Below are 13,983 nucleotides of genomic sequence, written 5' to 3'. Positions count from 1 at the left end.
AAGTAAATGTTTTACCTTAACATGCTGTGGTTTATGACCACACTGTTGGACTGTAAGGACCGCATGAGCACGACCACCGGCCTGGAAGTACGGGTGCCATTCTGCGACCACCGGTTGGTAGAATACGTGTGGAACATACCCTGGCAGATGAAAAACTGGAATGGGCAGGAAAAGGGTATCCTGCGCAGAGCACTGGCCGGTGTACTGCCCGAGGGCATACTAAATCGTCGCAAAAGCCCCTACCCCAAAACACACAACCCCCATTACCTGGCTGCGGTGCGCAATTGGTTAGTTAATACGTATTCTGGAAGACCCAGCATCCCCGCTGCTGCCGCTGGTTAACGCCAATGCCCTCCGTTCCCTCACCCGGGTAGAAGGAGACACTTTTAAACGGCCATGGTTCGGCCAACTGATGACCGGGCCCCAGCTGTTTGCCTACCTGTGCCAAATTGACACCTGGCTGAGGGAGTATAAAGTGGAAATTTGTTAAACCGGCCACAAATTAACACTAATAACCTGTCATATACCGCTGTTTCAAGATGTATAAATTAAAACAGATTAAATGCGCCACCAAGGGCAGGTCCCACCTGCCCGGTGGTTATTTTTTCTCAGTACAAACTTTACCAAAGGAGGTTTGGTTGTGGGCAAAGGCAAATTAAAAAAGGTATTTCCCGGCGGTAACACCTGCAGCGGCTTCTATTCTTACTATGACTATATTATTGAACCGGACGCTACCCGCATTTTGGTAATCAAAGGGGGCCCGGGGGTAGGCAAATCAACACTAATGCGCTGGATCGGCGAACAAATGCTGGAACGGGGTTACGACGTGGAATTTCACTGCTGTTCCTCCGATAATAACTCTTTAGATGGAATTATGATTCCGACCATAAAAGTAGCCATGCTGGATGGAACGGCACCGCACATAGTAGATCCTAAAAATCCCGGTGTGGTAGACGAAATTATTCATTTAGGAGATTACTGGAATGAGCCCAAATTACGCGAATCAAAGAAAGAGGTGTTAGCCTCCAATGCCAGGGTGGGCAGATTGTTTAAAACAGCTTACAGTCAGCTGGCAGAAGCTAAAATTATAAAGGATGAGCTGGACAGCTACTATGATGAAGCCATCAACTACGCCCAGGTAAACGGCATTATTCATGAAATTGCCAAATCTATTATTAGCAAAGCAGAAATTCAATTTGATCGCAAGCCTAAAGACCGCCACCTGTTTGCCACCGCCTTTACTCCTAAAGGACAGGACCACCACCTGGACACTATCCTGCAGGATGTTGAAAAATTGTACTTCATCACCGGTGCAGCCAGTGCTGCCGGTTCCTACATCGTAGAAACAGTAGCTGACGCCATACACATGCATGGATTAGACACCGAAGTGTACCATTGTGCTATGGAACCGGAAAAGGTGGACCTGGTGGTCATCCCTGCCATGAACACTGCAGTGCTTAAAGATGTTCCCGGTATAAACTTTAAGCCCCAAGAAGTGACAAATATTAAAAAGATTAAAATGTTCAACTTAGACAAATTCATAAACCAAAACATTCTGGCAGTTTACGCAAAAGAAATCAAGTGCTGCAGTGAAAGGCTGCACTCAGCCATCTGCCGGGCACTGGGCTGCATCGCCGCCGCTAAAGAAGAACACGATGCAATGGAAAAATACTACATCCCGGCCATGGATTTTGATGCCATTAACGCCAAACGGGATGAAATTTTACAAAGAATATTAAAGTATGCTGAAGAGTTCAAGTAAGCACCATTGGTTGATAAAGGCACCCAGCAGAACGGGTGCCTTGATTATTAATCTGCTTGCCGGACTATTTCCCGCACGATGTTGTAACTTTCATCCTGTGCCGGGATAAAACCTTCAATGGACGAGCTTGCTAAAGCCTCTTGCCCGGCCTTAGTGTTGGATAAATTCAGCAGACCTCGCTGCAGTTTGCTAATTATTTTAGATTCCAACCCCGGGCGGGCTGCAATACAATCTTTGGGTATGGGTTCTGTTTCTGCCAGGTAAATCAACCTGTCAACATCCAAACCGCGCTGCTTGGCATCCTCAATGGCTTCGGAGTATGTTGCCCCTGCAGCTACCGCACCGGATAATACAGCATCAATGACCCGGCTGTGGGTTCCCAAGAATATGCTCTCTCCAAGATCACTGTCCGGATCCAAACCGGCCCGGCGCAGCATCAAACGCGGGTAGGCATAACCTGATGCCGACTTGGGATCAACAAAGGCCATACGCTTGCCCTTCAGTTCCGGCAGCGAAGTGATGCCGGTGTCACCGGTGGTAATAATATACCCTTTATAAGAAGCTGCACCATTAACAACAGGGGTAGCCAAGGGAATTATCTTTTCCTTGGCAGAAGCGTTAACATAAGCCAGCGGTGAAAACCAGCCCACATCCACAATACCGTCAATCAGACTGTCGGCTAAAGCATTGTAATCCGCCGCTATCAGTACCCGGGGCCGGCAGCCGATGGTGGTACAGAGGGCAGTGATAACCGGCAGGTAAAGGCGGCGGATATTTTCCGGACTTAAAGCAGGATTAATGCCAAATATGAGTTCATCCGGCTGTTTAAAGAAGGCCGACTGTTTCTGCAGAGTATAAATGTTAGTACTCAGTTGATTGGCCAATGTCAGCAGGTACTGATGATGCCTTTCTTGATCTTCAACCAAACCTACAATTTCCTGCATACCACCGGTGAGAGAAGAAAAAATATCCGCCAGCTTTTCTGTTGTTTCTGCCTGCTGGGCCGTGGATTGAAACAACTCCTCATTCAAACCGGTAATTTCCTCAAAGGTAGAAACAATGGCAGTGAGGATATCTACACCTGCCCGAACATTTTTTTCCACAGCATTTAATTGTTTGGAACTCTCTTCCGCCCCCGAAGCCACGCTATTAATGCCCTTTGTAATGTCCTCTGCCGTTTTCTGAATCCTTTGCGCAGAAAGGGCGCTCTTATCCGCCAGCTTACGCACCTCTTCCGCTACAACAGAAAACCCTTTACCGGCCAACCCGGCCCGGGCCGCCTCAATGGCTGCATTCAGCGCCAGCAGGTTGGTTTGACGGGCAATGTCTCTCACTTCATTGACAAAATCAGAAATATATTCAGATAATTCCCTTAATTTAACGGCTGAGTCAGCATAAGCCATCACATCTTCTGCAATCTGCGCCAGGCTGGCTTTTGCCTCATTCATTGTTTCTTTGCCCCTTTGAGCCTGGGGAAGTCTAGACGAGCACACATCGGATACCCGCCGTGCCCGTTCTTCCAGCTCCCTGGCCAAACCTGTCAGTTCCTGGAGTCCTGCCGAGCCATCCATCAGTTCCCGGGTGTTTTTTTCAACATTTTTTACCAAACTTTTCGCAGCCTCTGCGTTTTCCTGCACCGTCCAGTTAATCTGATGGGCGTCAAAACTCAATTTTTCCGCCAGGGGTAAAGGATTGTACTGTTCTATACTCTTTGAAGCTGCCCGCCCGTTCCATACAGGTTTCGTTTTCAGCCCCAGCATTTATCAACCACCTCCATAGCAAATTTACAGTAAATCTACGTCACATCCGGTATAATTTAGTGTAGACTCGTTACCCTGCTGTTCTGGAACAGTACCCGGCCGAATTGTAAACAAAAACAAAGATAACCCCAATAGGCAGTTCTTATAATCTACCTCACCGTGGTTATCTCCGTTTCTCCTAACCAGACATCAAGTTTTATGATGTATTTTGTATCCAAAAATAAAAAGCTTTCTATTTCACCGGTTAAAAAATAACGGCCTATAAGTTATATTCCCTGGGGAATATTCTACTATAAGCCGTCTCCTTTTCTCCAAATTGCTATCAATTTTTATTATGTATTCATTTCAATAAATTTCTAAATATTCCTGCTGCATCAATAAAAATATTTAAAAATTCTTACACATACCCCCCTTGGAAGAAATGATCTGAAGTGACCCCTGTCAAGCAGACAGGAATAAAAAAGCACAGTTAAGCAACCTGAGTCCTATATTCATAAGGACTCAGGTTGTTCAATTTCTTTTGGAAGCGTTGGTGGTTATAAAAACAAATATATTTGTGTACCGCATCCTTCACCTCTTCGGCTGTGCAGAAAGAGTACAGATTGAAACGTTCTGCCTTGAAATGGCTGAAGAAGTTTTCCATGCAGGCATTGTCCAAACAGTTTCCTTAAATACCAGATTTTTATTGCAAACAGAACATTTGTTTGCTATTATTTTTATAAATTATTTTATATGTAATATTGGCAATAGTAGTTATTAAATATAAAATGTGTCTTAGGAGATGATTTTTTATGGCAGTTGTCAAAAGCTTGGATAAAGCAGATGAACCTTGGGGAAATTTAACAACAGTAGTTGTAGATAGCGGCTTGCTTTTAAATGAGAAGTCATATCAACGAGTTATTAATGCACTTAATAATATGCGAGGAATTTTTAATAAGGTTTTATTTTTATACCATAATTTAGAAGAAAAGGCTGGTATTGGAAATATTTCTTCGCTTAAAGATATTAATTTTGATTGTAAATTTTCAAAAGATAGGATAAATGATTCTTCAATAATTTTAAAAGATTACTTTTACGGTAAGAATCCTTCATTGGTAGACAAGTTAGATGCTGGCAAGAAAATTTTGTATCTAGGGGAAAGACGTAGCAAATTTATTGATACCTTTACTCCACCAAAAGGATTAGCTTGTCATAAATTTTATAAAGTTGTATTGGGAACTGGATGTCCATTTAATTGTTCTTATTGTTTTTTACAGCTTACTTTTAGAATGACCCCCTATGTAAGACAGTACTTGAATTTAGAATCATTATTTAAAGAAATAGATAGTATAGATAAAATTGGAAAGCCTGTTTTATTAAACTCTGGAGAATTATCTGATTCTCTAGCTGTTGACCCTATTGTTAAATCAGTAGAAGAAGTGATAGACAAAATATCTAATACGTGTAATGTTAGCTTATTACTGGTTAGTAAAGGGACAAATGTTAATCATTTACCAGATATTAAAAATAACAAGGTGATTATTTCAGCCAGCTTAACAACTCCAATTAATGCTGCAGTTTTTGAAGATAGAACAGCGGATCCATATTCCAGAATTGATGCTCTTGCTAGGGCTAAAGCTAAAGGGTATAGAATAAGATGTCGAATAGACCCAATTATTACATATAGTGATAATTGGGAAGAAGAGTACTCAGAATTAATAGATTATTTATTTGATATGGTTGAGCCAGAAGTTATAACTTTGGGTCAACTGCGTTTTTATCCAATGCTGCTGCAGTTTATTAAAAAACGTCATCCTAAAGCAGGTGAATACTTTTTAAACGCAACCAGAGAAATGGGCGGGGGGGGGCGCTGCCGTACAGAGTTTGAAAGTCGGGCTAAAGTATATAAAAAAATAATTAATCTAATTAGAAAAAAAAATAAAGAACCACTAATGGTGGCTCCTTGTAAAGAAGAGTATAGAATGTGTAATAGATTACAGATACCTTTCAAGGGCTGTAATTGTATATAGTTAAATAAACTTAATTATTGTTCCGCGAGGATATTGCCCAGGCCTTCTTTTTTTATTTTTAGTAAAGACCTGTATTTCAGGAGGATTACTTTTTTCCATTTCTCTAAGTATAGGCTTTTTAAAATGGGTTTCTCTAAATGGCGTGTTGACTACAATAAAATTTTCTATTTTCTCAATTGGTACAGTTTTGCCTTTAAAATTATCAACTAGTTGTCTTTTTAATTGGTAATAATCAGGTTCAGGCTTAAATAGTGTTAATTGGTTTTTATCAGTATAATCTGAATAAGTGTATCCACTTAAGGGATCAACTTTCCACATAGCTTCTTTCATCTTTTTTAATCCAGAATAACTGTTAGTACCAAAGAAAAGATAATATTTAGTTGTGTTCTTTTTATTCTTCATTTCAAAAGATCGCACATAATTTATATTAGCTAGATTTTTTAACTGGTTTAAATATAAGTCGTGTAATTGCTGTTTCCTGATTTTACTATCAGATATTTTGCATATATTCCTCCATTCACTAGTTCCAAAGACGGAATCATAATATTTTGCTTGATGATCAACTTTTAAAAATCTGTTAGCTTCCTCATACATAAAGTTAATCAATACTTCACACTTTGGAAATTTCATTATTCTTTTAACCATATCCATTGTGGGTTCTACATAACTAAACGGGTCAAGAAAAGCAAACGTTGGCATCGATTTGTTGCGGTTTTCAAAATTTTTTAACACCTTAGTTATTATATCACCACAAGATCCGCAGACTGTTCTAATTTTTACATTAGGTAGATCATTATATCTAGAGGTTATAGACTGTAAGTGGTGATGCTTTTTTGGATCCTTTTCAATAAATAAGCAATTAATTTGACAATTTAAATTGGCATTATGATGCTTTATGGTTTCAAGAAAGTGAACTGGAGAACCTGGTTCGCCATTCAAATACTCGCCAGGGCCGGCAAAGGCATCAATATATAAAATTTGATTTGATATTCTTGACATAATGGGTAACCATGCCTTCATGTACTGTACAAGTATATCGTGCTTGGCTTTAGTATGTTCCTCCAGTTTCCACAAAACATCAAATTTTTTAGCTACCACGAACAAGTCACTCCTTAGTTTTGAAATGAAACTTATATATTTCACAAGATGCATATGACTATAATTTGGTTGCTGAGCATAATATTCTTGAAAGGTAAGTGAACTACCCGGTCCTTCGCTTTACGAAAGGCCCGGGTTTCCCGCCGCAAACTAAGTACAGTCCCCAAGCTGACGCCGTGTGCCCCACGGCCTAAATCACTAACCTGCCCAACCTTAATCCTTCTCGAGGAATATTCCTGGCAGCATTTACATCACGGGGCTTTGCCCGGTGCGCCTTATATCCCCGGGGGCTTTGGCACGTTTGGTGAATTTTTGTAAAAGGTATGAAATAGAATCGGGACGACAATTTATGAAACTAACTTCTTTTCGTGAAGCTCGACCTGGGTTAGATAACCAGTTGTGTGATCCAACTATTGCATATTTTCCATCTATTATAAGTATTTTTGCATGATTTGGAGCATTGTATATAAGTTTTGATTTTAGAATTTTATAAAGTTGTAAAATAGCCTTGGAAGCTTTATCCCTATATGGAGATGGATAATCTCTTTTTAGTAATTTTTGTAAAAATAAACTATCAGTTAAATCACCTTGTTTATAATTTGGCAATTTGTTATACCCAAAATGAATTTGTATATCAAGATTTTCATTTGCTTTTATTGCTAACTGTTTTAAAAAATGTGTATTAACGACATCACTTGTAATCCATGGTGAAGAAATAAATAATGATTTTTCAAAGTGGCAAAGTACAAATTTTATTAATTTGTTATGATTTTCTGGTGATAATACAACACCTTTTGGAAAATTGGTTTCCAAGTATTTACCGATAGTGTCAGTGCTGTCTTTAAGCTCATCTTTTAATAACGAGCATAATAATTCCATATCTTCATCTGATAAACTATTTGCTTCAGGGCTATATAAACTAAAGACTTTACCTTTTTTACGGATAATATTGTATACTTTACTTAGTTCATTATTTGAATTGGCTATTTCTTCTAAATTACCAACTAAAATAAATTGTTTTTTAGCCCGGGATAGAGCAACATTTAGCATATTTGGCAAGCTGCCAATAAAATTAACTAAAGTACCTTGTTTTTCCACTGAATCAAATACCGTGGAAAAAATTATACAATCACATTCTTGGCCCTGAAAGCGGTGAACAGTACCAGATTTTATTCCAGCTTGCTTTCCTAGTTTTTCAGAATGTTTGCGAAATGGAGTAATAGCTGCAATATTGCTACCAAAACCGTTTTTATGTTTAGATATGTAAGAAACAATACGTGAACATACATCTAATTCATATTGATTATAATGACTATAAGGATATTTTTTTCCACGAACATCAATTGCAACTAAATTACTACCAAATGGCTTATTATGGTCATCTTTTGTGCAGATTATTAAATTATTTGCATAAACATGTTCGTTACTGTAGGTCATAATATTTGGTTCACAACGTCTATGTTCTTGTAATATTATTCCCATATATTTGGAATTAAGTTTTTCTCCAAAATTTGAACTTGCATTAACATAATCTTGTGCAGATTTTGATAAGAGGCAGATATTGTTTTTACGAACAGGATCAATATCATTAAATTCTTCCAGTAAATCTTTTTGAAGAGGTCTAATTGGCTCGATTTGAAAAATATCCCCAACAACTACTGCTTTACGCCCTCTAAACATGGGACCGCACAAATAATGGGGCATAATTTGCCCAGCTTCATCTACAAGCAAAAGATCAAACATATTAGGTATTAGCTGTTTGAAATTACTATAATTTTTTTTAAAAGAATGAAGGGTACAGGTTACTACTGGGAAACATAAAAACAAAGTTTCCCATAATGCAAGTATTTTTAATTTAGTAGTTTTATTGTAATTTTCTTCGGAATTATATAAAGCATTAAACCATCCATTTTCTTTATTTTTATTTTGGATAATTTCTTTTAAATTGGTAATAATGTATTTTTTATTAAGCAAGATAAATTGTTCAATCAACCTAATAGCAGCTTTAAATAAATCATACCGTAGATTAAATATAATTTTTGTGTTAGCCAATGAATACCAATTTATACCCCAAGGATTGTAATTTTCTTCGATTTTTACTTTAACCTTACTAGTATAATTTTTTAATTTTTCTTTGTAAGTAACTATTAAATTAGTTAACTCCATAATATCTTTTTGCAGTCTCTTTTTATGTTCTTTTTTTTCCGTTTCTTGTTGTTGGTATTTATTTAATTTTTCTTTAGATTTTTCAAAGAAAGTATAATTTTGTTGCAATTCCTTATTTATGGAAGAATGGTATTCTGTTTGTGTAATAATTTTATTATATAAAAGATCTTTTTTTTTCTTAGATTCTTGAATAACATCCTCAATATAACGCATACTTGGATACCTGGATGAAAGTTTCCACCAAGATAAAAACAATAACCGTAAAGGTCCCCATTTATTTAATCTACGGAGCTTTTCATATGCTAAATAAAGCGTTTTTAGGTTTTCTTCTTCACGTTGAAGAAATTTTTTAAAATTTTCAATCATTACTTTATTATTACTCAATAATTTTCTAAGGTTGTTAATTTCTTCTTCGTATGTCTCTACATTTTTTTGTTCATTTTGTACAGTTTCAGAAAGTTGTTTTATTTCATTAGTAATAATAAGAAGCATTTGATTTAATTTTTCTAATATTTTTTCGGGTACAGTTGTATGAATACTATATTTATTGCTTAGAGCTTTTGTTTTGCTTAATATAATAGTTCTATCTTGATACAAAGAATCAAATTTTTCTTTTATTTCAGATAGTTTTAAGTTTAATTCTTCAAAATTTTTATAAACTTGCTGTGCTTCATTTGGATCATATTCCGTACACTCTAAACCTTTGATTAGTTCTTTATATAATACTCGAAACTGCTCAAAATTATCAGATTTACCCATACGAGCACAAAAAGTGCCATTAAATTTATCATTGTTAATAAAAGTTTTACAAAAATCAATCTCTTTAGAAATTTCCTCACCGATATTATCAATAGCTGTATTATTGGTACTTGTAAGTACTATAGAATAATGATTTTGCCCTCCTAATGGAGAAATATAAATATCACGGCCTTGAACTTTTTTATTTTTCCAAGACTTATCCCAGCATTTATAAATAAGGCGAGCTTTTTCCGTTATTTCGTTAGCTATAATCTCTTTAAGAAGTGTTGTTTTGCCTGTACCTGGGGGACCACTTACAGCTATTAACTCGGAATTATTAACTGTACTAATAACACACCATTGTTTAAAGTTGACAGGATATTTGTTTGTATAACTTCCAGTATGAAAATAAGGTTTTAACTTATTTGGTTTAAATTCCTTTGGATTATGTGTATAACCTAAATACCTACTTAGTAAAGGTGGAATGGTATTTTCTCTATAAAAGTAACGTTTAATTGAATGGATTTCTTCTTTAAAAATAGGTTCATAAATTTCTTTTAACTCATCAATTGTCACAAATATATTTTCGGTTTTTACCCAATTTTCATACTTGCTAAATTTATGACAAATATTGTTACCAAGGGAAAACTCTTTATTTATACTGTCTTCAATTAAATTTATAATTTCTGTGATTGACTGATTTTGAAAAGAATTAAGTGTTATATAAAATGATTTTAGTTTCTCACCATATATTTGCTCTAAGGATACAGATTCAACGTTCAGCATCCAAGCAATAATAACTTTTAATGCACTATAATTAACAATATATTTCTTAACAATAATATCATTATTGTTGATTTCGCAGTGAAAAGTTACAATTGGTATTTTGATAATCTTAGATTTACCTTTATTATTCTCGATTATTGGATAACAGATAATACATTTACTTAATAGTAATAATTCGGTTGATAATTTAACAACTTTATCCTGTTCATCTTGGGGTATTTTGAATTTATCTAATAATTGTCTAAGTGCTTTAATATCTTGAGATATAAATACATTATTAAGTGTTTCTATAATATTTTGTTTTTGCTGTAAAGTTATCTTGCTTTTGTTTGTTTTCTTATAAACGTTAGTAATTTCTTTTTCTAGTACTTCAATGGATTTTTTTTTAATAAATTCTTTAAGATTAGTAATATCATTTAAAGAACGAAGAGGTTTATCAGAACCTTCGGTATGATTTTTTAAATTACTTTCATAGTAACGACATTGATTTTCGTAGCTAATGAAATAATCTAATACGTGTGGTAGTTCTTTATGCATGTTATACACCTCATGAATTTTTATTATCTGACCAACGTTTTTGCTAATTCCAATGGCAATTCATGTCAAGCTTCCCCTGAAAAATTAATTTTTTATTTTATTGTGGGATTATCCCTGTTCTTCGTAACTAAAGACGGGAAATTTCCAGCGATTACTCTTTGATGCGTTGTCTACTTGGTGCTCGGAATTGTTCAGGCTTTCCGTTAATTAATTCCAGCTCATAGCGGCGGCGATCTAATACTTCCAAAAATCCCATGATGTGTTGATTGTGCACATGTAGCTTTCCATCTTTTTCGAAGACTTCAACTCCAGTTCGCAGGCAAATATCTTTCAAATTTTGATAACTGATGTTTCGTGTGTCTTGTGCCGTACGGATTGATGCTAGGTAACGGGCTGCACGCGGATGATTGGCAGCGTATGTTTGAATATCGCTAAAATCTACAAAGTCAAGATCTTTTTGCAATGACGCAATGTTCTTTGGTACTGCTTCTAATACTGCCTGTTGTAACTGACCTGCAAATTCAAAAGCTGCTGGTCTTAAAATATGAATATAATTATTGTCAATGAGTACATCAAAATCTGCATCAAGCTTAAACACATTGAGATTGCTTTGATTTTAGGCGTCAGCCGCAGGGCGGAGGGGATGGCCCGCCGGCGCGCCCGGGACTAAAACCAAGCAGAAAAGGACGCCCAGCAACAAGACCTAAAGTTAAGATAACTGAAAAAATAGAAAAAATGTTTTACGGATGTTAGGTAGGGGGTATTCACCTAGAGAAGCGGCTGTGAAACACGGAATCACAAAGAGGTATGTAATTAAAATATATATGAAATACCGGCCCAGGACGTGGCCGAAAATGGATAATAAACTAAATAACGCTCAAAGGGAAATGTTTTCAATATGGCAGAGTAGGGTTACCTCAATTATTGGTGAAAAAGTGACTCTGCTGGAACTTGAGAACCTTTAGATATTGACTTGAGTAAAAATGTTTGGGCTCTTTTCCAAGTACTATATATTTGTGATTATTGCTATACAGATACAAATCTTCAAAGCAATGGTTATCCTTAGTTTTAATGGTAACTTTATAATAAGTCCTTGAATAAACTTTGGAAAAAAGAATATAGCTAAATAAATGAAAATTAAAGCAATAAAGAGAAAGAAAATCTCGAGATTAGAAGGTTGTTCTTTGAAAGCTTCTGCACATAGTATACCATTTATTATTTTTCAATTTAAGAGATTTTTAGGGCTTGAAGTATAAATTAAATTCAGTAACACTAATAGAGAAAATAAAGTTCCTGCAATGGTATTTGGGACATAGTAATAATCATAATTAGCTAGTAGGTTGAAAATTGAGTCATACGTTATAAGAAAATAGGATAGTATTAATGTAAATATTGCTAAGAAGAATACTACTTTAATATACTCTAAAATATTATCAGCTATTTTTTCTCTTTAGATATAAATAATTTTTCCACTTCAAGTAGTCCAAGTGTTGATATAAATATTTTGAAAAGTCCGGTCATTGCGCCAATAAGAGGAATAATGTAAGTAAGATCCGGATGCCATGATACAGGATGTTTATAGTAAAAAGCAACTGGAATCAGATGAAAGAGAAAAGAAAAACTTACAAAAACAAATTGGCTCGTTGAACAAAGAAAAAGAGCGTGTTTTTACTGCTTTTCGGCGCGGTATATTAAAAATGGATGACTTTGAAAAGGTAATGAAAGAAATAAAAGGTAAAATTAATTCGGCGAAAACCAGACTGGCTGAGATAGAAAAATCAGAGGTATCACAAAAATAGCTGGAACAAAGAGTGGAAGAATTGAAAAATTTGGCCCAAGAAGTACTTGGCTGTATTGATGATCTGGATCAGGAGGACAAGAAACATTTGGTGATCCTTTTAATAGGCCGGATAATAATTAGTGAAAACGAGGTGCTTATTAAAGCCAAAATACCTCAGTGATTTTTTTCATAGAATGTTTAAAAAGAGTGTCAACATGTTGTTATATAATGGTTAGAAAATAGTTAATAACTATCGAAGAATAGGAATATTTTGTACTCGAAAGTGCTGGAAATATAGTTTCCATAATGGTTATAATGTTCTTAGGAGTGATTACCTATGAATATAATAGAAAAATGAAGGCGGTGATAGTGTGGTTGGCTTAGAAGATAATAACATCAGCACTGCAATTAATGAGTTTTGCACTAAAATTAAATCCTTATTGAAAGATAATATAATTGAAATTCGCTTGTTTGGATCAGTTGCTAAAGGAACTGCAACTTCGGAGTCAGACATTGATATTTTAGTTATATTAAAAAAAGAAGATGCAGCAACAGAAGAAATAATCCTAGATACAACTGTTGATATGAATTTAAAGTATAATGTTGTTATTGCAGCTACTACAATTACGGAAAAAGACTATTCTTACCCTCCATTCCAAGACACTCTTTTTTATAAAAATATTCAAAAGGAAGGATTACCTTTATGAACCGAGACTTGGTAATGTGGCGGTTAAACAAAGCAAGGGAAACCTTTAAGGAAGGTGAAGAACTTTTATTATTGGGACATTATTCTGGTGCGATTAACAGGTTCTATTATACAACTTTTCATGCAATGAGGGCGGTACTTGCTACAGAAGGACTAGATTCTGCTAAGCATAGTGGTGTAATTGTTCTTTTTAACCTGCACTTTGTTAAAACGGGTAAAATAAGTAAAAATGCAAGTAAAACAGTTTCTAACTTATTTAAACTAAGAAATGAATCAGATTACTTAGATTTTAAAGTATTCAGTTTTCAGCAGGCCTAAACGGCTAAGGAATCTGTTCGTTTACTAATTGACGAAGTTAAGAACTTTATAGGTTAAGGGAATTAGTTGAGTTAGAGCATACCAAAAAAATTTCAAGTATGGGAACAACGCCATGCGGCGTTGTTCCCATACTTGAAATTTTTTATATAAACACTTAAGGCTACTAACAGTAGTTGTTAATAGCCTTATCATTCAATCAACTTCCTTTTAATAAGGGAGTGTAAATTATTTTGTGTAAATGGGTAATTCCGTTGAATAATGGTTAACCTTATAATGGCTCTTACCCTCTGGGAGGATAGGGCTCTGCTGGAGAGCAACCCGAG

11 protein-coding genes and 1 pseudogene are annotated in these 13,983 nt (G+C 35.6%); 7 read left to right on the top strand and 5 right to left on the bottom strand.

Annotation, left to right across the window (positions count from 1 at the left end):
- Positions 1-6: 6 nt before the first annotated feature.
- Together JOC37_RS08995 and JOC37_RS08990 are read left to right on the top strand one after the other, a co-directional pair.
- Positions 7-490, top strand: a pseudogene (locus JOC37_RS08995) (asparagine synthase-related protein); the annotation flags it as partial.
- Between the two features lie 150 nt (positions 491-640).
- Positions 641-1,762 (top strand): P-loop domain-containing protein, encoded by a 1,122-nt coding sequence (locus tag JOC37_RS08990; protein ID WP_204618173.1) that lies wholly within the window; start codon positions 641-643, stop codon positions 1,760-1,762.
- A gap of 47 nt (positions 1,763-1,809) precedes the next feature.
- Here the strand turns inward: JOC37_RS08990 and phnD are convergent, their stop codons facing one another.
- On the bottom strand, positions 1,810-3,522 hold the full coding sequence (gene phnD, locus JOC37_RS08985; RefSeq protein WP_204618171.1) for a phosphate/phosphite/phosphonate ABC transporter substrate-binding protein: 1,713 nt from the start codon (positions 3,520-3,522) through the stop codon (positions 1,810-1,812).
- A 469-nt stretch (positions 3,523-3,991) separates the two neighbouring features.
- Positions 3,992-4,165, bottom strand: coding sequence for an IS3 family transposase (locus JOC37_RS13705; RefSeq protein WP_420797289.1), 174 nt, complete (start codon positions 4,163-4,165; stop codon positions 3,992-3,994).
- Between the two features lie 148 nt (positions 4,166-4,313).
- Between JOC37_RS13705 and JOC37_RS08975 the strand changes: the two genes are divergently transcribed.
- Complete coding sequence (locus JOC37_RS08975; protein ID WP_204618167.1) at positions 4,314-5,531, top strand: SPL family radical SAM protein; 1,218 nt, start codon at positions 4,314-4,316, stop codon at positions 5,529-5,531.
- Here the strand turns inward: JOC37_RS08975 and JOC37_RS08970 are convergent, their stop codons facing one another.
- From JOC37_RS08970 to JOC37_RS08960, 3 genes are all read right to left on the bottom strand, one after another.
- A complete protein-coding gene (locus JOC37_RS08970) occupies positions 5,532-6,629 on the bottom strand; it encodes a three-Cys-motif partner protein TcmP (protein ID WP_204618166.1) in 1,098 nt (365 codons plus the stop codon).
- A gap of 246 nt (positions 6,630-6,875) precedes the next feature.
- On the bottom strand, positions 6,876-10,856 hold the full coding sequence (locus JOC37_RS08965; protein WP_204618164.1) for an AAA domain-containing protein: 3,981 nt from the start codon (positions 10,854-10,856) through the stop codon (positions 6,876-6,878).
- Positions 10,857-11,007: 151 nt separating this feature from the next.
- Positions 11,008-11,454, bottom strand: coding sequence for a Kiwa anti-phage protein KwaB-like domain-containing protein (locus tag JOC37_RS08960; protein WP_204618162.1), 447 nt, complete (start codon positions 11,452-11,454; stop codon positions 11,008-11,010).
- 964 nt (positions 11,455-12,418) lie between these two features.
- On the opposite strand from JOC37_RS08960, the gene JOC37_RS08955 reads away from it, so the two are divergent.
- The 4 genes from JOC37_RS08955 to JOC37_RS08940 all read left to right on the top strand — a co-directional run bounded on the left by JOC37_RS08955 (position 12,419) and on the right by JOC37_RS08940 (position 13,660).
- The gene (locus tag JOC37_RS08955) at positions 12,419-12,655 is read left to right on the top strand and encodes a hypothetical protein (protein ID WP_204618160.1); all 237 of its coding nucleotides are present in this window, start codon (positions 12,419-12,421) and stop codon (positions 12,653-12,655) included.
- A 12-nt stretch (positions 12,656-12,667) separates the two neighbouring features.
- Positions 12,668-12,817, top strand: a complete 150-nt coding sequence (locus JOC37_RS08950) for a hypothetical protein (protein ID WP_204618158.1) — start codon at positions 12,668-12,670, stop codon at positions 12,815-12,817.
- 190 nt (positions 12,818-13,007) lie between these two features.
- A complete protein-coding gene (locus tag JOC37_RS08945) occupies positions 13,008-13,343 on the top strand; it encodes a nucleotidyltransferase domain-containing protein (RefSeq protein WP_204618156.1) in 336 nt (111 codons plus the stop codon).
- Positions 13,340-13,660 (top strand): HEPN domain-containing protein, encoded by a 321-nt coding sequence (locus JOC37_RS08940; RefSeq protein ID WP_204618154.1) that lies wholly within the window; start codon positions 13,340-13,342, stop codon positions 13,658-13,660. Before JOC37_RS08945 ends, JOC37_RS08940 begins: the two co-directional genes overlap by 4 nt.
- The last annotated feature ends 323 nt before the right edge of the window (positions 13,661-13,983 follow it).

Source organism: Desulforadius tongensis (assembly GCF_016907915.1).
Classification (GTDB): Bacteria; Bacillota; Desulfotomaculia; order Desulfotomaculales; family Desulfohalotomaculaceae; genus Desulforadius; species Desulforadius tongensis.
This window is presented reverse-complemented; position numbering and strand designations above follow the sequence as displayed.